Raw genomic sequence first — 19,931 nt, forward strand, 5'->3', positions numbered from 1 at the left:
TTCAGTGGACGGTCACGAACTTCGCCGTGCTCGGGACGCCCTGCGCGTCGAGGGCGAACAGCATGTAGGTGCCCGGCAGGACCACGCCCTTGTCGGCCGGCACGGAGACCGTGTGCGAGCCGGCCCCCGCGGGCGCCGACACCAGCGGCACCCGCCGCTGGTCGTTGTCCGTGGAGTGCGTCGCGGCCGCCGCCCGCATCAGGACGAACGACGCCACCGAGCCTTCCGTGGCCACCGTGAGCGACGCCCCCGCCGCGACCCGCGCGGGCACCCCGCCGGTGATCGCCGGGCGCGCCTTCGGCGTCCCGTCCGGGTTCAGCAGGTACGGCGGCGTGAACACCGCCCCGTCGGCGTGGTTCGTCGCGCACTCGCCGCACAGCCCGCCGCCGCCCGAGAAGACCCGCCCGTCGGGCAGCAGGTTCGCCACGCTGTGGTAGTTGCGCGGGACGGCCATCGACGCCAGCGGCGTGAACTTCCCCGTCGCCGGATCCCACAGCTCGGGCGTCAGCACGGACGTCGCGTCGCTGAACGGCACCGGGCGGGCCTGCCCGCCGAACACGGCCACCTTCCCGTCCGGCAGGACCACGCTGTTGCCGAACGCGCGGGCGTGCCCCATGTCGCCGGTGCGGGCGGCCTCCACGCGGCCGCTGCCGTCGAAGCCGACCGTGTACGCCCGCCGGGTCGCCGGCGCGTTCTCGTACGCGGTGGCCCCGCCCAGCGTCAGCAGCTTGCCGACGTCGTAGGCGACGGCGTTGCCGTTCATCGCGTCCGGGCTGTCGGCCCGGGTGCCGGCCGGGTTCAGGCTCCCGCCCCCCGCGGTCGAGATCCAGTTCATCTGACGGCTGGGGCCCAGTTGGAGCACCCGCCCGCCCGACGTGGCGTGCAGCCACATGTGGTTGTCCGCACGGTACGGGCCCGCCGGGTCGGCCGTCAGCGCCGCCGTCGCGGGGACTCCCGGCAGCCTGCGCCAGGTACGGGTGTCCGGCGACCACACCTCGCCGGCCCTATCGCCGCCGCCCCCGCTCCAGGAGCCGCCCAGCACGAACGCCTCACCCGTGGACAGCAGCGTCATGGCCTGGTAGCCGCGGGCGATGTTCATGCTGGTGGTCGCCGACCACTCGTCCGTGGCCGGGTCGTAGATGCTCGCCTTCTCCGCGTTGCTGCCGCCGGTGACCAGGACCCGGCCGTCCGCGAGCATCGCTATGCCCGGACAGAACATGTCGTGGCCGGTGTTGTCGATGCGCCGCTGGGTGACCCTGCCCGTCCTCAGGTCCAGGATCGCCGTCTGCGTGTAGCCGTTGCTGCCGCCGAAGCGGTCCACCGCGTACGCCGACCAGGCCAGCAGCTTGTCACCGGGCAGCGCGGCCGTGGCCACCGGGACCAGCGGGAAGCCGGTGATCCGGCCCCAGGAGCCGTGCGCGGCGGGGCTCGCAGGACCGCTCAGCCGGATCTCCGCCGCCGACGTCCACGGCCCCCGCGCTCCGGCCTCGGTCGTCACGGTCAGGCGCACGAAGCGGGCGCTCGCGGTGCGGGTGAAGGTGGCCGTCTTGACGGTGTCGTCGTCCCGCCACGTCCCGGAGGCCACCGGCGCGCCGAAGGAGGTGCCGTCGGTGCTGGTGGTGACGGTGTACGCGCCGGCCCGGCCGTTGCCGTAGTCCTGCCGCGGCTGGTAGACGAGCGCGGAGACCTCCGCCGTGCGGTGCATGTCGACGGTGATGCTGTGCGGCAGGGGCGCGGGCGTGCCGGACCACCTGCTGTGCCAGATCGTGGACGCCTCGCCGTCGAGGACGTTGGCCGCGCGGCCGTTCTCCCCGGTGGTCTCCTCGTCGCTCGCCGCGGCCGTCCACCCGGTCCGCGGCAGGTCGACGGTGGCGGCGGGGGTGCCGGGGTCGCCCAGCAGGTTGATCTCGGCCGCGGACGTCCACGGTCCGCGGCCGCCCGCCTCGGTCAGCGCCGTCAACCGGACGAAGCGGGCGCCCTGCGGGGCGAAGCCCAGCGTCTTCGCGCTGCCGTCGTCCGCGAGGGTCCCGGTGGCGACCGGGCTGCCCCAGCTCAGGCCGTCCGTGCTCAGGTTGACGGCGTACTCGCCGATGCGGCCGTTGCCGCCGTCGCTGCGCGGCTGGTAGACGAGCGCGGAGACCACCGCCGTGCGGTGCATGTCGACCGTGATGCGGTGCGGCAGCGGGGCAGCGGTGCCGGACCACTTGCTGTGCCAGATCGTCGCGGCGCTGCCGTCGAGGACGTTGGCCGCGCGGCCGTTCTCCCCGGTGGTCTCCTCGTCGCTCGCCGCGGCCGTCCACCCGGCCCGGTCGAGGACGGGCGCCGCCGGCTCCAGGGCGTTCGCCGGAACCACGGGGTGGTGCGGTGCCTGCATCGCCGTCTGCTGCTCGAACGGAACCGGCGCAGGCCGGGGCGCGGGCGCCCCCGGCGCCGGACTGGCCACCCCGAACAGGGGCGTCAGGCCCACCAGCAGCGAGCCGAGGGCGAAGGCGATCAGCAGGGAAGACCGGCGCAGCGCGCGCAGCCGGTCGAGGGCACGGGTGCGTCCGGACGGCAAGCAGACCTCCTGGGGCGGACCGGCATACCCTCAGAACATAGGTCAGCCCCACTCCAACGGCGCTCGGAATCAGGTGGGTTGGCGAGAAAGCGCGCAGCTCGGCCGGGCCGCGCACCCCCCGGGCTCGCGGCCGCCCCTCACACCTCAGGAGTCTGCCGGGTCACCTGCGGCACGCAGGAACCGCGCGTCCCGGCCGCGTACGCGCTCCCGCGGCCCGGCCGCACGCAGCACCACGTCCAGCACGCGTTCCGGCTCGGCCGCGTAGCAGTGCGCGAACCACGGCATGTTGGCCTCCACCACCGCCCACGTGCCGTCGGCGAGCCGGCCCACGTCCACGCACACCGCACTCGGGAGCGTGTCCGCCGCCGCGTCCAGCACCTCCCGGCCGAACGCGCGGGCCCCCGCGTCCAGCGCCTCCGGGTCGAGGCGCCCGTACACGGCGTACCGGCTGCCAGCCGCCACCTCCCCGTCGAGGACGAACAGCCGGTACTCGGCGGCGAACTCCACGACCGGGCAGACGAGCACGGGCGTCGCGCCGTCGAGGGCCTCGGGCCCCGGCAGCCGGGCCCCGCCCGTGCCCGAGGCGCCCGTACACCGCCGCCGGCAGCGCCTCGATCTTCGCCGACGGCGGCTTGACGAAGCACGGCCCGGGCAGCGCGCGGGCCTCCGCCAGCGTCGTCAGCCGGACCCGCCGCCGCAGCAGTGCGTACGGCAGCCCGGTCAGCCATCCGTCCGCCGGCTCCAGCAGCCCGAGGCCCAGCCCTGCGGCGACCCGGTCTGCCGCGCGGGGGCCGCCGTACCAGTGCACCGGAGCCCCCGGGGGAGGCGGCTCCGGACGCGCGAGGACGTCGAAGCCGCGCCACGCCGCGGCCCGGCCGAGGAGCTCGGCGGTCGAGGTGCGGGGCGTCGGCAGGACGAGGGCCGGGCGGAGCCGGGCGGGATCGGTACGGCGGTTCACGCAGCCGAGCCTACGGACCCGTACACGCCGCCCGCCCGCGGTTTTCGCCCCGCCGCCGGCACCTGCGAGACTGGCACGCACGTGCGAAAGGGGCGTCATGAAGTACGACCTGTCCCGGCGCCTGGTGGTCGGGATCGCCTCCAGCGCCCTGTTCGACCTGGCCGAGTCCGACGCGGTCTTCCGGCACGACGGCGAGGAGGCCTACCGCAGGCACCAGGAGGAGCACCTCGACCGGACCCTCGGCAAGGGCGTCGCCTTCCCCTTCGTCCGCCGCCTCCTCGCCCTCAACGACCTGGCCGACAACCCCGAGGACCCCCTCGTCGAGGTCATCGTCCTGTCCCGCAACGACCCGGACACCGGGCTGCGCGTCATGCGGTCCGTCCAGGCGCACGGCCTGCCCATCACCCGGGCCGTCTTCCGGCAGGGCCGCCCCGGCCACCCCTTCATGCAGGCCCTGAACATGTCGCTGTTCCTCTCCGCCAACGGGCAGGACGTCCGCGACGCGGTCGCCGCCGGCCTGCCCGCCGGACACGTCCTCGCCTCGGCCGGAGGGGACGGCGCCGACCCCGCCGACGACCCCGAGCTGCGCATCGCGTTCGACTTCGACGGGGTCCTCGCCGACGACAGCTCCGAGCGCGTCTTCCGCACCGGCGGCCTCGACGGCTTCCGCGCCCACGAGGTGGGCAACGCCGCCGTCCCGCTCGACCCCGGCCCGCTGCGGAACTTCCTCGCCGGCGTCAACCGCATCCAGCAGCGCGAGGAAGAGGTCCGGCGCACCGACCCCGGCTACCGGCCGCGCGTCCACGTCTCCCTGGTCACCGCGCGGAACGCGCCCACGCACGAGCGGGCCGTCCGCAGCCTGAAGGACTGGGGAGTCCGGGTGAACGAGGCGTTCTTCCTCGGCGGGGTGGACAAGTCGGGCGTCATCGCCGCCCTGCGCCCGCACATCTTCTTCGACGACCAGGTCACCCACCTCAGCGGGACGGCCGCCGGCACCCCGAGCGTCCACGTCCCCTTCGGCGCCGTGAACGAACTCCCCGGAGCCTGAGCGGCCGTCACCGGGGCGGCGGCGGGCCGAATCCGCCCGGGGCGGCGGGGCCGGGGCCGGAGTACGGGGTGCCGAAGCCGGCCGAGCCGGCCCCCCGGGTGCCCCACGGGGCGGGGCCGGCCCCATACGGAGCGGGCGCGGGGCCGAGCCGCGGCCCGAGGTAGTGGGAGACCACCGCGTGCAGCTGCGCCAGCCACTCCTGGATGCGGACGGCACGCCGGTTGTGGACCTGGCAGGAGTACGTGGTGCCGTCGTGCAGCCGGACCGTCACGACGAGGTGGCTGCCGCGGTGGCCCGGCCCGTAGGTGATCCCCGCGAGTTCGTCCCACGCGAAGTCCGCCTCCACGCCCTCCACTTCGAAGACGACACCCGAACCGTCGCAGACCACGCTGTTCCGGCGGTCGGCGACCACGAACTCCGGAGCGAGGAGGGGAGCCGCCCCCGGGACGGCCGGCGCGGCGGCCGGGACCGGCGGCATGCCGTGGGGGAGTGGCGGCACCGGCTGCGGCGGGTACGGCGTGGACGGCACGCCGCCCGCCACCGGGGCGTACGCTGCGGCCGGAGCCTGCGCGGGCAGCGGCGGGGGCGTCCGGGGCGCCAGGGACGCCGGTACGGCGGCCGGCGGCGGTGTGCGGGGGGCGAGCGGCGCCGGTACGGCCTCCGCCGACGGGGGTGTGGGGGGCGTCTGGGGAGCGAGGGACGCCGGTACATCCGACGGCGGGGGCGTCGCGGGTGCGCTCACCGTCGGAGTCCAGCCGGGAGCGGCGGGGTCCGCGGGCGCCGGCGCGCCCTCCCCGGTCAGCAGGTCCAGCAGCGCCGACGGCGTCGGCCGCTCGGCCGGGTCCTTCGCCAGGCACGCCGCAACCACGGGACGCAGTCCCTCCGGTACGGCGTCGAGGTTCGGCGGCTCGTGCACCGACCGGTACATCAGGCCCATCGGGGTGCCCTCGCCCCAGGCGCTGCCGCCCGCCGAGGCGACCAGCACCGCCCCGAGCGCGAACACGTCCGCCGCGCCGGTGACGTCGTGGCCCAGGGCCTGCTCGGGCGCCAGGTAGCCCGGCGTGCCGAAGGCCGTGCCCGTCGCGGTCATCCGGGTGGACTCCAGGGCCCGCGCGATGCCGAAGTCGAGGACGCGCGGGCCGTCGTCGGCCATCACGATGTTGCCCGGCTTGAGGTCGCGGTGGACCAGGCCGCAGCCGTGGATGGCCTCCAGCGCCTCGGCCAGCGCCGCCGCGAGGGTGCGCAGCGCCGCCTCGTCCATCGGCCCGCCGGCGGTGAGCCGGGCGGCGAGCGTCGGCCCCGCCACGTACGCGGTCGCCAGCCACGGCGGGTCGCCGTCGACGTCGGCGTCGACCACCTGGGCGGTGTGGAAGCCGCCCACCCGGCGCGCGGCGGCCACCTCGGCCCGGAAGCGCTCCCGGAACGCGGGGTCCGCGGCGAGCTCCGGCCGGGCCACCTTCACGGCCACCAGCCGGCCACCGCGGGAACGCGCCAGGTAGACCGTTCCCATGCCGCCCTCGCCGAGCTTGCGCTCGACGCCGTACCCCCCGATCCGTTCCATGCGCCCAGTATGAGGGCCTGCGCCGACACCGCCGCCACCAGGGAGGCCCCCGCGGTCGCGTCCCGCAGGGGTGCGGAACACCGCCTGCGGTGCGGTAGAGTTGGTGTCGAGCCCGCGCCGTGACAGCGGTGGCGGGATCTGCGTTGGTGGTCCAAGGAAAGGCACCCCACTTCCTGTGGGGGGATGCAGGTGCAAGGCCTGCCCAGCGCTCTGCCAAGGCCCCGGCCTCCCGAAGGGAGACCGGGGCCTTCTGCGTGTCCGCGCTGGTCCGGCGGCCCCGGTGCCCCGGGGCTGGTGCCGGTATTCCGCCACCGGGAGCGGAACATTCCGTCACCATGGGTGCACCGCCCGCCACCGGCTTGGAGGCCCGTTGATGGACGCCCGAGACATCGCCGCTCTCGAGGACAAGGAGTACGAAGACCTGATCGTGGCGAACGCCCACCCCCCGGCCCGCAAGCCCGAGGTGTGGGCGGCCCTCACCCACCCGGACAACCTGGCCCGCACGTACGACATCATCGCCAACGTCCACCAGCGCACCGGCAACGTGCTGCGCAAGCGCAAGGCGGAGCGCGACCTCTTCCAGACGCAGTGCTTCGCCCGCGGCGAGGAGGGCAAGCGGGAGTGGTTCGCCACCCGCGCCGAGTACGAGAGCTGGCGCAAGCGGGCCGCCAACTTCCACCAGATGATCCAGCGGGCCATCTCCGAACTGGGCAGGGTGCAGCGCTCGGTGAACCGCTCCGCCAACCACCGCGTCGCGCAGGAGCAGCGCGAGACGCTCCGCAGGCTCGCCCTCGCCGTCCACCGGCACCAGGCGGCACACGCCCGGGAGGGCGCCGCCGCCGGCCCGGGCGACCACGAGCTGTGGCGGATGCTGGACGCACTGACCGTGCCGGTCGGCGCCGAGCAGGAGCAGGTTCCGCTGCGCACCATGCTCGACGTCTACTGGAGCGAGGCGCGGCCCGCGGAAGTCGTGAACCCGCCCCGGCCGCCGCGCCCGTAGCACCGGCACGGCCGCGCCGGACTCCCTTCGCGCTCCGCTCCGGGCGAACGGCCCGTCGCAGAACGGGGCTTCCGCTTCCGCGTCCGTCAACTATAGTTACGCACGGCGGGCGTCAACTATAGTTACGCCCGGCGGAAGGAGGCAGTTCCCCGTGGCGGATCCCGCAGAAGGACCCGAAGCACCGGAGCCGGCCAGGCGAGGACCCGTTCCGGTCCCCGGCCCCGGCTCCACCTTCAGCGACCGCCTGAACTTCCTCTTCGACCGCGTACGGCCGCCCGGCGCCGAGGAGTACACCAACGCGCACGTGGCCCGCACCATCTCCTCGTACGGGGAGGACAGCTACACCCGGTCCCACATCAGCCTGCTCCGTGCGGGCAAGCGCACCCCGACCATCACCATGGTGCCGCTCCTCGCCCGCTTCTTCGGCGTGGAGGCCGCCTACTTCGTCGAGGACGAGGTCACGCGGAAGGTCGCCACGCAGTTCGAGATCCTCCGCAAACTGAAGGAGAACGGCGTCGAGCAGATCGCCCTGCGCGCCATGGGCGTCTCCGCCGCCGGCCAGCGCAAGGTGCTGGCGGCACTCGAAGCCGTACGCAAAGAGGAAGGCCTGACCGACGACCCCGCAAGGGACCTGCCGTGACCGGCGACCGGTGTCTCCGGGAGAAGGGGAAGCTCCATGTGGCTCAGCCGTCGTAAGGGCGGAACCCGCAGCGCGGCCGACGAAGTCGAGCGCCGCAGCCGGGAGTTCGTCGAAGGCCTCGGCCTGCCCGAGGTGGACAGCGTCCTGGACCTGGTGCCGTTCATGGAGGACCGCCTGGGCCGCACCATCCGGCTCATGCCCTTCGTCTCGGACCCCGCCGACCCCGACTCCCTCGACTCGTCCGCCCCGTGCGGCCTCTGGCTGGCCACCGGCGACACCGACTACGTCTTCTACGACACCGCCATCAGCCGCGCCCACGCCGAGATCATCGTCGGCCACGAGTTCGGCCACATGCTGGGGCGCCACCGCGGCGGCGCGGCCGTCGACGCGGGCAGCCTCGGCGGCCTCATCACCGACATCGACCCGGCAACGGTCCAGCTCGTCCTCGGGAGGACCCGGTACCACGAGCCGGAGGAGTTCGAAGCCGAAATGCTCGGCTCCCTCCTCCAGGAACACGTGAGCGCATCCCGTCCGCACGGCATCCGGGAAGCCGACCCGATAGCCCGCACGCTGCTGCGCTGACCGAACAGGGCCCCGTGAAAGACATCCTCCACCCGCTGTGCCTGGCCATCGCCGGCACCGGATTCCTGATCCTGGCGCGCGACCTGGGCAGGCGCCGCCGCGACCCCGCGCTCGTCGCCCTCGCCTTCACCTACGGCTTCTCCGCCCTCAGCTACGCCGTGTCCCTCACCCCGGTGTGGATCCGCGTCGACGGGTTCTTCGGCGTCCCGAACATCGTCGTGCCCATCGCCCAGGGCTTCGTCATCGTCGTCCTCGCCCTCCAGGCGACCGTGCTCGCCCACTGGTCGAAGCCGCCCGCCGAGGCCCGCCGCCGCAGCCGCGGCCTCCTCGCCGCCGCCGGCGGCGTCATCGCCGCCATGGCGGTCCTGTTCGCCTCGCTCACCCCGGCCTCCACCCGGCCCACCGACTTCTCCCTGTACTACGCGCACGACCCCGTCTTCCAGGCGTACGTACTGCTGTACTTCGGCGTCTACAGCGCCGCCGAAACCTACCTTGCAGTCTCCTGCTGGAGGTACGCCCGCACCGCCGCCGACCGGTCCATCGCCTTCAGCCTGCGGATCGTCACCGTCGGCGCCGTCATCACCCTCGGCTACAGCGGCATCCGCATCGCCGCGATCATCGGTGCGGAGACCGGGTTCAGCGTCAGCCACCTCAACGGCTTCGCCTGGGCCTGCGGCGACATCGGCGCCACCCTCACCCAGATCGGCTACCTGGTCCCCACCGTCGCCCTGCGGGCCGCCGGCGTCCGCGACTGGGCCACCGCCCACCTGCGCCACCGCCGCCTCGCCGCCCTGTGGGCCGCGCTCGACCAGGCCGACCCCGGCATCACCCTGCGCCGCCCGTCCGGGCAGGGCCGCGACGTCCTGCGCGGCCGCAGCGCCCACTTCCCGCTGCTGCGCCGCCGCGTCGAGATCCGCCAGGGCCAGAAGCTGATGCGCCGCTACCTCGACCCCGCCGTCCGCGCCGAAGCCGAGGCCCGCCGCTCCGCCGCCGGACTCGCCGGCGCCGAACTCGCCGCTGCCGTCACCGCCGACCAGATCCGCGCCGCCCTCGACCGGCACGCCGCGGGCGACCCCGTCGAGGCCCCCGCCGAATACGCCGACGCCGACCTGCCGCTCGCCACCACCGAGGACGAGCTGCGCCACCTCCAGCGCGTCGCCGCCCACTTCACCCCGCCCGCGCCGCGCGGCGGCCGCACCGCCGCCCGCGCCGCCGCCGACACCACCGACGCCGGCACCGCCGGCAGCGCCACCCCGGGAGCCCGCCCGTGATCCTCCGCCGCACCCTGCTCCTCGCCTCGACCGCCGTCGCCGCGGCCGCGTCCATGGCCGCCCTGTCCGCCTCGGCCCGCTCCCGCGGCCCCGCGGGCAATCCGGGGCACCCGCGCCCCGACCTCCACCTGGCTCCGGCGCGCGAACAGCTCACCGCCCTGCGCCGGCGCGACACCACCAGCCGGGCCCTGCTGGAGCAGTACCTCCGGCACATCGAGACCGCCAACCCCGGCCTCAACGCCGTCGTCACCCTCGACGCCGAAGGCGCCCGCGCCGCCGCCGACGCCGCCGACCGCCACCTCGCCCGCACCGGCAAGACCCTCGGCGCCCTCCACGGACTGCCCGTCACCGTCAAGGACGCCCTCGAAACGAAGGGCCTGCGCAGCACCAGCGGCTCACCCGACCTCGCCGGACACGTCCCCGACCGGGACGCCGACGCGGTCGCCCGCCTGCGCGCCGCCGGCGCCGTCATCGTCGGCAAGACCAACGTCCCCGTCATGTGCCAGGACCTCCAGACCTCCAACCCGGTCTTCGGCACGACGAAGAACCCGTACGACGACACGAAGACCGCCGGCGGCTCCTCCGGCGGCCCCGCCGCCGCCGTCGCCTCCGGGATGACCAGCCTGGAGGTCGGCTCGGACCTCGCCGGCTCGCTGCGCCTGCCCGCCGCCTACTGCGGCGTGTACGCCCTCCGCCCCAGCGGCGGCATCGTCCCCACCCGCGGCCACATCCCGCGGCCGCCGGGCTGGCTGTCCACCTCGGACATGCTCACCATCGGCCCCATCGCCCGGAGCGCCGACGACCTCGCGGTCCTCCTCGACGTGCTGGCCGCCCCCGCGCCCGCGGAGGCCGCCGCCTGGCGCATCGACCTCCCCGGGCCGCGCCGCGGCCGCCTCGCGGACTACCGGGTCGGCATCTGGCAGGACGACCCGTACTGCCGCGTCGACGACACCGTCCGCCGGTGCCTCGACGGCATCGCCGCCCTCCTGCGCGCCGCCGGCGCCGCCGTCGACGACACGGCCCGGCCCGTCGACCTTCCCGCCAGCGACCGGCTCTTCCAGCGCCTCATGTTCGCCACCGCCAGCGCCACCGCCACCGACGAGGGCTTCGCCGCGGACGTCGAGGCCGCCGAGAAGATCCCCGCCGATGACCCCAGGGGCCTCTTCCTGCACTCGCGCACCATGCGGCACCGCGACTGGCTGCGGGCGAACGAGGACCGCGAGAAGCTCCGCGCCCGCTGGGCCGACTACTTCACCACCCACGACGTCCTCATCACGCCGGCCGTCCCGGCCCCGGCCGTCGACGACCAGACGGCGACGCCCCTTCCGGACCGGTACATCACCGTCGACGGCGAGAAGCGGCCGTACTTCGACCAGACGGCCTGGCTGAACCTGGCCGGCCACGTCAAGCTCCCGGCCGTCGTCATGCCGGCGGGGCGCACGCCCGGCGGGCTGCCGCTGGCCGTGCAGATCATCGGCCCGTACCTCGCGGACCGGACCGTCGTCGACGTCGCAAAGCACCTGGCGCGGCAGCTGCCCGCGCCGGTCCGACCGCCCGCGTACACCACGTGACCGGGCGCCCATGACCGGGCTCGCTCTGCCCCCACGGGGGTGGGGCGGGGCGAGCCCTTACAAGCATGCAGGGCCCGGATACCGACGGGGGATACGGTACCCGGGCCCTGCGATCATCATCATAGTCCCCGCGGTCGGGTTCCGGTCCACCGCGGGCACCGAGTCGTGCCCGAACTGCCGCCGTTCGGCCCACCGGACGGGCTCCGGTCGGCCTCAGGCAGGGGCCGTGCGGGTGGCGGCGGCCGCCACGGCGAGGAGGTCCGCCTCGCGGTGCGGGCGCGCCACGAGGTGCAGGCCGACCGGCTCGCCCGCCGGCGTGAACCCGGCCGGCAGGCTGACGGCCGGATGGCCGCTGATGTTGAACGCCCACGTCAGCGCCACGCTGAGGGTGTCTCCGGGGCCGTCGTGGCCGTGCGGGGCGTTCGGCGTCGTCGGCGTGGCCACCAACTCCGCCTCCGCGAACACGGCGTCGAGGGCCCGGCCGAGGGCGGCGCGGGTGCGGTGCGCGGCACGCGCGGCGTCGGAGTCGGCGCCGGCCGCGCGTCCGCGCAGCGCCTCCCAGCACGCCGCCGGATCCGGCAGGACGACCGGCACACCGACGCACTCGACCGCACCGGCGCGCGCGAGTGCCCCGAGGTACGCCCGAGCCGTGCGCGCCACGGCCGGCTCCGTCGCCGCGAACCCGAGCGTCGCCGACCAGGCCGTGCGCAGCGGGCGTCCCGTGCCGCGGTCCGGCGGGGGCGTGCCGGTGAGCGCGTACACGTAGGCGGCGGCGTCCTGGGGGTGCCGGGCGAGCGGGCCGGCGACGTTCAGGCCGGCCCGGTCACGGGCCGGCACCAGGCCGTTGGTCGGCTTCAGGCCGATGACGCCGCACCAGGCCGCCGGGATGCGCACCGATCCCGCCCCGTCGCTCCCGGTGGCCAGCGGCACCATACCCGCGGCCACCGCCACGGCCGACCCGGCGCTCGAACCGCCCGGGCTCCACCGCGGGTCGAACGGGTTGAGGGTGGCACCGCGGTCGGTGGCGCCGTACGTCTGCCAGCTGGTGCCCCGGCCGGGGGTGGAGGTCGCGCCGACGGGCACGCACCCCGCGGCGACCAGCCGCGCCGTCTGGAGGGACTCCAGCCCCTCGGTGCCCTTGACCGCCAGCGGCACCCCGGCCAGCGGCAGCCGTTCACCGGCCCGGACCCGCCGGTCGACGGCGTCGGCGTGCCGGGCCGCCACCTCGTCCCATACCGCGGTGAACGCCCGCAGCCGCCCGTCGCGCTCCCGAACCCGCTCCAGCGCGGCGGCCACGACCTCCCGCGCCGACACCTGCCGGTCGTTGACGGCCGCGGCGGTCGCACACGCGGACAGCCGCGCGAACTCGTCGCCGGCCGGGGAGGGGTGATGGTGGCGGGTACGCATTCCCCCATGATCGCCGGTCGGCGGGCGGAACGGCCACGACGTGTGAAAGGGTCGCGGCATGTCCGAAACGACGGCCGACACGAACGGCGACGCCCGCGCCTTCCTGGCAGGCATCCGCGTCGGCGACGTGTGCAGCGGGACCGTGGCGGAGACCTCCCGCAAGGCGATCGCCGTCGTCCTCGACGGCTTCCCCGACCGCCCGCTGGGGTTCGTGGGGTCCCTGGACGTGTCGTGGGGGCCGGGGCCGGTCGCACCGCCGGAGCCGGGTCAGAGGGTCACCGCCGAGGTGACCGCCGTCGACCCGGAGGGGTGCCGGGTCCGGTTGTCCCTGGCGGCCACGCAGGAGCCGCGCCTCTGGGCGTTCCTGGAGTCCCTCCGCCCCGGCGCGATGCTCACCGGCCGCATCGCGTCGATCGAACGGTTCGGCGTGTTCGTGGAGTTGGACGAAGGGCCACGGCATCCGGTCTTTCCCGGCGTCGGGTTCGTCACCTTCCCCGAGCTCTCCTGGCGGCGCTTCGAAGACGCCACCGAGGTCGTCCGTGTGGGCGAGCAGGTGTCGTGCCAGTTCCTGCGGTTCGACCCGGTCCACGGCGAGGCCCGACTCTCCCTGCGGGCCACCCTGCCCGACCCGTTCCAGGCCTTCGCGGACACCGCCGCGGTCGGACAGACCCTGCGGGGCCGGGTCACCAAGGTGCAGCCGGTCGGCGCCTTCGTGCAGGTCGCCGAGGGCGTCGAGGGCCTGCTCCGCCCGCAGGCGCCCACCGCAGCGGAGGAATCGGCGATCCGTGCCGGGGAGGAGGTCACGGTCGTCGTGTCTGCCGTCGATCGCCTTCGGCGGACGGTGACCCTGGCACGGGGACGGAAGCGCTGAGCGTGTTCCCCAGGACAAGTGCGGCGAGCCGGAGCAACCGCCGGCAGTAGTGGGCCCCCGCGGGCTCGCTCATCTCGGGAATGACCCGGTCCAGCTCGTCGATGCAGCTCTGCAGGAGTGCGCGGTCCTCCGCGTCGAGTGGGCGGCCGTGGTCGAGCCGGCGAACGAGGCTGCCTGCGACGCCCCATTCGAGGAGCCACACGTCGGTGCCGTCGAATGTGACCTGCCGGAGGCTGTCGGGGAAGGGCTCTTGGCGGTGTTCCTGCCAGAGACGGTCCGCTGTCTGCGCCTGCTCGGCCGAATCGTTCATCCGGGCCATTGTGCCGCAGTCCGGGGTGCTCAATCCCGAGCCCTCCGCCGGGCGGGCCGGCTCGGACGGTGCCAGGCTGGGAGGGAGCGCCGCGACCGGTGCGGGCTTCCCGGCCGGCGGCTCGGCGCTCCACCGCTCACCCGTGGAGATGGGTCATGTCCCCTGGAGCAGCGCCCCGTGCATCCCGCGCCCGCCGGGCGCTCCTCGCGGCCGTCCTGGCCGGCGGCGTCCTGGCCGCCGCCGCCCCTGCCGCCTCCGCAGCCGGGGACGGCGCCCCGATGCGGGCACCCGCGCCGCCGTGCCGTACCGACCAGCTCGTGGCGAACAGCGCCGAGAGGGTCGGCGCCACCGGCTGGCGGATCACCGTCGTCAACGACGGCCCCCGCCCCTGCACGCTGGGCGGCCACCCCCGGATCGCCCTCGCCGGGCAGGGCTCGCCCGACCGCAACACGCCGCTCACCGTCAGCCCGCAGGGCCGCGCGCGGACCGTGCTGCTGCGCGTCGGCGGCACCGCCGCGACCGTCGTCACGTTCACGCCGGTCCTGGGCGAAGCCGACGGCTACTGCGCCTCCGGCGCCGATCCGACGGTCGCGCCCTCGCTCGTCGTCGGTGTCCCAGGCGCCCGTGGAGGCCTTCAGCTCGCGCCGGACGACGGAGGCGAGTTCGCCCTGTGCGGCAGCACCGTCCGCGCCACCCCCTTCCGTGCTGCGCCCGCCAACTGACCCCGGACCTGCGGAAAAAACGTTGCCGCCCGCTCCGGCCGGCGCCTAAGGTCGACCGCACCGAACGGCGTGTAGCTCAGCGAGTCAGAGCACCGGGCTTCCTACCCGGAGGGCGCAGGGGCAGGTCCTGCCACGCCGGCTATGAACGACGACGCTGACCAGCAGCACCCGATGCCCGACGCCCGCCCCGCCGTGACCGTGTCGGCCGGATACGCCGCCGACCAACTGCGGCGGGCGCTGCGCACCTCCCTGACCCATGCCGACCCGGCCACACGGTCCCGCGCGGCCGGGCGGATGGAGAAGTGGCGGGCGGTGCTCGCGGGCATGGCCGACGGCACCCTGGCGGTCGGCTCCCGTACGCCCGTCGCCGGCCTGCCCGCCTGGGTCACCCCCGAGGTCGTCCGGGGCGGCTTCGCCACCGGCACTCCCGCCGCCGGCGGCCCGCTCGCCCCGTACGAGGAGGAGGCCGCCCGCCGGGCCGGCGTACCCGCGGACCGCGCCGCCCTCTTCGCGCACGCCCTGACGGAGGACGGCCTCGCCGGCCTGTGGCAGCTCCTCGACAGCGGCCGGTACGAGGTCGCGCTGCCCGAGGAGGCCGCCCTGCTCACCGTCGCCTGGCTGGTGCGAGCCGACGACTTCGAGGCCGCCGCCGAACTCGTCACCGGGCTGCGGCCGTTCGCGGACCGGCTGCGGTTCCTGCCGCGCCCCGCCGACCGGCCCGCCGCCGCCGACGAGGACGCCGTGCACCGCCGCACCGTCGGCGAGGCCGCCGCCGCGCTGCGGGCCCGGCGGCCGAAGGAGGCCGTGGAGGCGCAGCGCGAGGCGCTGTCCGTGTGGCGGCCCTTCGACGACGAACTCCTCGCCTACTGGCTCCCCCGCACCGGCGCAGAAGCCGCCACCCCGGCGCGCACCGGCGTACGGGACGGCAGCGCCCGCGCCGCGCGTACGGCGGCCCCCTGCGCGGAGGCCGCGCGCCTGCTGGAGCGCTACCGCACCCTCGCGGCGGCCCACACGCGGTGCGGCAAGCACCGCAACCCCAAGAGCAACACCGCCATCCTGCTGCGGGCTTTGGAGGACGCCGCCGCCGGCCGTCCGCAGGAGCCCCGGCTCGCCGGACTGCTGCGGCACGCCGTGGCGTCGGCGGTCGCCAAGCGCGGCCGCCCCGGCTCGCCCGAGCACGCCCGGCTGCGTGCCGAGCAGGCCCGCCAGGCCGCCCTTCCGGCGCACCACCGCATCGCCGCGGCCGTCGCCGACCGGCTCGCGGACCTCGACCAGGGCGCGGGTACGCCCGACGTGGACGGCCCCGTCGCCCCGATCGGCGTCTCCGAGGCCGAGGCGACCGGCCTGCCCGCAGGCACGGCGGTCCCGCCGCGGCTGCGACAGGCGGTCTTCGGCGCGCTGAGCGCCCCGCCCGAGACCCTCGTCGCGCGCGGCCTCGTCCCGTCGGCGGAGGTGCTGGCCGCGCTCGTGCCGCAGCTCGTCGCCAACGCGACGGCCGCCCGCCACGCCGACCCGGCGCTGCGCACCCTGGCCGCCGCCACCTACCGGGCGTTCCGCAACCGCCGTTCGCTGCTGCTGGTCAACTACGCGCACCAGGTGCGCGTCGACGAGCTGCCCTGGGTGAAGGCCGTCGCCGCGCACGGCACCGACGCCGACACCGGGGCCCGGGCGCGGGCCGCGGCGCACGCCGCCCTGCGCCGGGTCGGCGACCTGGCCGTCGGCGCGTTCCCCGGCACGCTGCTGCCCAATCCGCTGGTGAGGGAGATGTCCCACCTGGCGCAGCAGGCGGAGTTGTCCGCGCCGTTCACCGAGGAGCTCGCCGCCGACATCTTCATGGGGGGCTTCTCCCCGAAGTTCCTCGCCGCGGCGCGCACCGCCGCCGACCTCCTCGACGGCAGCCTGTACGCCCGCTACTACGGGATCGACTGCGCCGCCGTGCGCAGCATGGCCGTCGTGCACGCCGCGGACGGCCTCGGCAGCCCGTCCCGGCGGCCCCGTACGGTCGCGGCGTTCGACCGGCTGTGCGCGGAGCGCGCGGACGGGGACGGGGGGCGCTCCTGGTCGCCGGCGGCCAACGGCACCGTCATCGAACAGGCGCAGATCCTCACCACCCACAACCTGGCCGCCTTGGTGCGGTACGCGGACGTGGCGCCCGCGGCCGGATGGGAGGCGCTGGCGGGGGACTGCCTGGCGACGGTGTGCCGGCTCGTCACCCGCGTCCACGGCCACCCCCGCCCCCTCGGGACGCTCAAGGACGCGGCATACGCGTGGCGGCAGATGCTGTTCCACCTGTCGCTGTGCCCGCCCGGCCGGCAGGCGGCGTTCGTCGAGCACGCCGCGGCCGAAGCGGCCCGGCAGCCCTGGCACACCGCGGCACGCCTGGCCCCGGCGGTCGCCGGGCTGCGCCTGGTCGCGGCCGGCGGGACGTTCGAGGCGGACGGCACCGCCCTGGGCGGACTCGCGCGCCGCTTCCAGGGCTGGACGACCACCGGGCACTGGATGCGGGGCCGATCGGCCGGCTGAGCCGGGCGGGGGGCGCCGCGGCTCGGGACGGGGGAGTGGTGTCGCCCACATCCCGAGTCGACGGATTCCCAGGCGGATGCGGTGGTTTGTGCATCGATCCGTAGGGGCCCGGTGGTCGCAGCCGTGGAGCCGACGGACCGAACCCTTCCGACAGGGGGTCAGCCGGTGTCGAAATCCAGGCGGTTGTCGGAGCCGGATGGCACCATCTGGCGCGTGGTTCGAACGGCTACAGGGGGTAGGCATGGCGAACACGTACGACTGGCCGCGCGGAGCGGAGAGCACCGACAGCGAGGCGCTGGAGCGCTGGCTGGACGCCCGGGGGTGGGAGGTCGACCCGACGGTGTTCATGGCGGGCGTCCTCGGCCCGGCCGTCCAGGTGCGCCCGGCCGGCGAGACCGCGTTCGAGGACGAAGCGGGCCTGCTGATCCTGCCCGGTGAGACGGTGGAGTTCGACGGCCGGCGCATGCGCATCGTCCCGCCGCTCGCCGCCGCGGCCGCCTCCGCGTAGCGGCGCCCGCGGGGGTTCAGCCGGCCTGTAAGCGGCGTACGGTTCCCGCAATTCACCCGGCGCATTGCATCACGGAGGGCGTCCCGCGCCGGGCAGGAACAGCGGGCGGAGGATTCCGTGGCACGGGCCGGGGCGTGCGCCGTCCGGGCGCGGATGTCACCCGCCCGGCCTACCATGAAACGGCCGGACCGCTCCCCGGCCGCGTGTGGCCGCGCCCGGGCGGCTCCGGCATTTCCGCAGGCCGCGGCGCCCGTCTCGGGGGATCCACGGGCTGCACGGCCGCCTTCGCCACCGGACGGGAGGGCGCGATGTCCGCGTACCGCACCGCAGCCGCCGACGGCCGGAGCACCCGGGTCCCGAGGGGGACTCGCCCCAGCGCGCACGGGACCCGGTATTCCGGCTATTGAACGAGCGGGGGGCGTGCAGCGATTTCATGCGCCCGCGCAAAGCGCCGGCCTTCGACCTCTGTATGGCGAAATCGTTGTGGCGAGAATTGCATCTGCCATGAATTGGTAATGCCTTGGTAAATTGGGCGCTGCTCCTGTGGTGTGGAATGCGCCGCGGGTTTTCCGCCGGACCCCGGCTTCCCCCGGGCCCGTCCCCGTGTGCCGCACCACCCGCCCCAGCAGCGCATCCGGACCCGACCCGACCACACCGCGCCCATACGGCACACCCCCCTGCGGGCGCAGGAGGCAGGCCCTCGTGCACCCCTCATCGAAACGGCGCGCCCATGCCGCCCCGATCGACGAACGGGAAACCCCGCCCATGACCGACACCACTTCCGTGTTCGCCGCATTCCGGCGCCCCGCCCTGTTCCGCAAGGAGGCGATGGCCTCCCTCGTCGTCTTCCTCGTCGCCCTGCCGCTGTGCGTCGGCGTGGCCGTCGCCTCCGGAGTCCCCGCCGAACTCGGCCTCATCACCGGCATCGTCGGCGGCATCGTCGTCGGCCTCATGCCCGGCAGCAGACTCCAGGTGAGCGGGCCGGCCGCCGGCCTGACCGTCCTGGTCTTCGAAGCCGTACGGGAATTCGGGCTCGGCATGCTCGGTGTCATCGTGCTCGCCACCGGACTGCTCCAGGTCGTCCTCGGGTGGGCGCGGTGCGGCCGCTGGTTCCGGGCGATCTCCGTCTCGGTGGTCCAGGGCATGCTCGCGGGCATCGGACTGGTCCTCGTCGTCGGCCAGTTGTACACCGTCGCCGGGGCGGAGCAGCCGCACTCCGGGCTCCGCAAGATCCTCGGGATCCCCGGACTCCTCGCCGAAACCGCGACCAGCGGCCCCGCCCTGACGGCGGCCGGCGTCGGCGCGTTCACCGGCGCCGTCCTCGTCGCCTGGAAGAAGGCGCCCGCCCGGGTGCGCGCCGTGCCGGCGCCGCTCGCCGCGGTGGCCCTCGCCACCGCGGGAACGGCGGGCCTGGGGCTGGACGTTCCGAAGGTCGAGGTGCAAGGGCTCCTCGCGGCGATCCAGCCGCCCAGCCTGAGCGACCTCGGCGGACTGGGCACCCTGGCCGTCCTCGGCACCGTCCTCGCCTTCACCCTCATCGCGTCCGCCGAATCCCTCTTCAGTGCCGCCGCCGTGGACCGCATGCACGACGGCCCCCGCACCCACTACGACAAGGAACTCGTCGCGCAGGGAGTCGGCAACACCGTCTGCGGCGCCCTCGGCGCCCTCCCCATGACCGCCGTCATCGTGCGCAGCTCCGCCAACGTGCAGGCCGGCGCGACGACCCAGCTCTCCCGCGTCCTGCACGGCGTGTGGCTGCTGCTGTTCACGGTCCTGTGGCCGACCGCCATCGGCGTCATCCCGCTCGCCGCGCTCGCCGCCGTGCTCATCCACGCCGGATGCAAGCTGATCCCCGTCAAGGCGCTGGCGCAGCTGTGGCGCGAGCACCGCGGCGAAGCCGTCATCCTGTGCGCGACGGCCGCGGCCATCGTGACGACGAGCATGTTCGAAGGCGTGGTCCTCGGGCTCCTGCTGGCCGTCGTCAAGTGCGCCTGGGAGACCTCCAAGGTGCAGGTCACCGTACGGGAACTGGTCGGCGGGCGGACCGTGGTGGCGCTCACCGGCAACGCGACCTTCCTGCGCCTGCCGCACATCCTGGAAACCCTGGAGGCACTGCCGCGCGGCCGGCCCGTCGAACTCGACCTCACCGAGGTGCGCCACCTCGACCACGCCTGCCGGGCGGCGCTGGAGGGCTGGGCGGAGCGGCACCGCGAGGTCGGCACGGCGCCCGTGCGGGTCAGGGAACCGGCCGCGCAGGAGGCCGGCGGGGCCGGACCGGGGCCGTCGGCGGCGGGAGGCTGACGCACACGCCTTCCGGCGGCGGGCACCGGAGCCGCGGAGGGCGGCCCCGCGCGCCCGGCCCCGGGCCGCCCCGAACTGCTCCCCGGCGGCTCGAAGCCGGG

General features: G+C 75.5%; 15 protein-coding genes, 1 tRNA gene and 1 pseudogene. 12 read left to right on the forward strand and 5 right to left on the reverse strand.

The window, feature by feature from the left end; genetic code table 11:
- Position 1: 1 nt before the first annotated feature.
- Together IE170_RS28370 and IE170_RS28375 are read right to left on the reverse strand one after the other, a co-directional pair.
- Positions 2-2,557, reverse strand: a complete 2,556-nt coding sequence (locus IE170_RS28370; protein ID WP_223855758.1) for a galactose oxidase family protein — start codon at positions 2,555-2,557, stop codon at positions 2-4.
- A gap of 144 nt (positions 2,558-2,701) precedes the next feature.
- Positions 2,702-3,470: pseudogene (locus IE170_RS28375) on the reverse strand (ATP-grasp domain-containing protein).
- A gap of 142 nt (positions 3,471-3,612) precedes the next feature.
- Here IE170_RS28375 and IE170_RS28380 point away from each other — a divergent pair.
- On the forward strand, positions 3,613-4,563 hold the full coding sequence (locus IE170_RS28380) for a 5'-nucleotidase (protein WP_189812325.1): 951 nt from the start codon (positions 3,613-3,615) through the stop codon (positions 4,561-4,563).
- A gap of 7 nt (positions 4,564-4,570) precedes the next feature.
- On the opposite strand, the gene IE170_RS28385 is transcribed toward IE170_RS28380, so the two are convergent.
- Positions 4,571-6,124, reverse strand: a complete 1,554-nt coding sequence (locus IE170_RS28385) for a serine/threonine-protein kinase (RefSeq protein WP_189812326.1) — start codon at positions 6,122-6,124, stop codon at positions 4,571-4,573.
- Between the two features lie 373 nt (positions 6,125-6,497).
- On the opposite strand from IE170_RS28385, the gene IE170_RS28390 reads away from it, so the two are divergent.
- From IE170_RS28390 to IE170_RS28410, 5 genes are all read left to right on the forward strand, one after another.
- On the forward strand, positions 6,498-7,124 hold the full coding sequence (locus IE170_RS28390; protein ID WP_189812327.1) for a hypothetical protein: 627 nt from the start codon (positions 6,498-6,500) through the stop codon (positions 7,122-7,124).
- Between the two features lie 151 nt (positions 7,125-7,275).
- Entirely contained in the window at positions 7,276-7,764 is a 489-nt protein-coding gene (locus tag IE170_RS28395; RefSeq protein ID WP_189812328.1) for a helix-turn-helix domain-containing protein, read from the forward strand.
- A 36-nt stretch (positions 7,765-7,800) separates the two neighbouring features.
- Positions 7,801-8,346, forward strand: a complete 546-nt coding sequence (locus IE170_RS28400; protein ID WP_223855757.1) for a hypothetical protein — start codon at positions 7,801-7,803, stop codon at positions 8,344-8,346.
- A 14-nt stretch (positions 8,347-8,360) separates the two neighbouring features.
- The gene (locus IE170_RS28405) at positions 8,361-9,617 is read left to right on the forward strand and encodes an MAB_1171c family putative transporter (protein WP_189812329.1); all 1,257 of its coding nucleotides are present in this window, start codon (positions 8,361-8,363) and stop codon (positions 9,615-9,617) included.
- Complete coding sequence (locus IE170_RS28410) at positions 9,614-11,188, forward strand: amidase (RefSeq protein WP_229885242.1); 1,575 nt, start codon at positions 9,614-9,616, stop codon at positions 11,186-11,188. The genes IE170_RS28405 and IE170_RS28410 overlap by 4 nt, the downstream gene beginning before the upstream one ends.
- A gap of 213 nt (positions 11,189-11,401) precedes the next feature.
- On the opposite strand, the gene IE170_RS28415 is transcribed toward IE170_RS28410, so the two are convergent.
- Positions 11,402-12,595 carry an amidase gene (locus IE170_RS28415; protein ID WP_189812330.1) on the reverse strand — a complete coding sequence of 398 codons (1,194 nt, stop codon included), beginning with the start codon at positions 12,593-12,595 and terminating at the stop codon, positions 11,402-11,404.
- 58 nt (positions 12,596-12,653) lie between these two features.
- On the opposite strand from IE170_RS28415, the gene IE170_RS28420 reads away from it, so the two are divergent.
- The gene (locus tag IE170_RS28420) at positions 12,654-13,466 is read left to right on the forward strand and encodes a S1 RNA-binding domain-containing protein (RefSeq protein ID WP_189812331.1); all 813 of its coding nucleotides are present in this window, start codon (positions 12,654-12,656) and stop codon (positions 13,464-13,466) included.
- Here IE170_RS28420 and IE170_RS28425 read toward each other — a convergent pair.
- Positions 13,396-13,776, reverse strand: coding sequence for a hypothetical protein (locus tag IE170_RS28425; protein WP_189812332.1), 381 nt, complete (start codon positions 13,774-13,776; stop codon positions 13,396-13,398). The genes IE170_RS28420 and IE170_RS28425 overlap by 71 nt on opposite strands.
- A gap of 155 nt (positions 13,777-13,931) precedes the next feature.
- On the opposite strand from IE170_RS28425, the gene IE170_RS28430 reads away from it, so the two are divergent.
- The 5 genes from IE170_RS28430 to IE170_RS28450 all read left to right on the forward strand — a co-directional run bounded on the left by IE170_RS28430 (position 13,932) and on the right by IE170_RS28450 (position 19,830).
- Positions 13,932-14,498, forward strand: a complete 567-nt coding sequence (locus IE170_RS28430; RefSeq protein WP_189812333.1) for a DUF4232 domain-containing protein — start codon at positions 13,932-13,934, stop codon at positions 14,496-14,498.
- Positions 14,499-14,563: 65 nt separating this feature from the next.
- A tRNA-Gly gene (locus IE170_RS28435) sits at positions 14,564-14,637 on the forward strand.
- 2 nt (positions 14,638-14,639) lie between these two features.
- On the forward strand, positions 14,640-17,021 hold the full coding sequence (locus tag IE170_RS28440) for a hypothetical protein (RefSeq protein ID WP_189812334.1): 2,382 nt from the start codon (positions 14,640-14,642) through the stop codon (positions 17,019-17,021).
- 241 nt (positions 17,022-17,262) lie between these two features.
- Positions 17,263-17,529 (forward strand): hypothetical protein, encoded by a 267-nt coding sequence (locus IE170_RS28445; protein ID WP_189812335.1) that lies wholly within the window; start codon positions 17,263-17,265, stop codon positions 17,527-17,529.
- 765 nt (positions 17,530-18,294) lie between these two features.
- The gene (locus IE170_RS28450; protein WP_189812336.1) at positions 18,295-19,830 is read left to right on the forward strand and encodes a SulP family inorganic anion transporter; all 1,536 of its coding nucleotides are present in this window, start codon (positions 18,295-18,297) and stop codon (positions 19,828-19,830) included.
- The last annotated feature ends 101 nt before the right edge of the window (positions 19,831-19,931 follow it).

Origin of the sequence: Streptomyces toxytricini (assembly GCF_014649915.1) — a bacterium.
Classification (GTDB): Bacteria; Actinomycetota; Actinomycetes; order Streptomycetales; family Streptomycetaceae; genus Streptomyces; species Streptomyces toxytricini.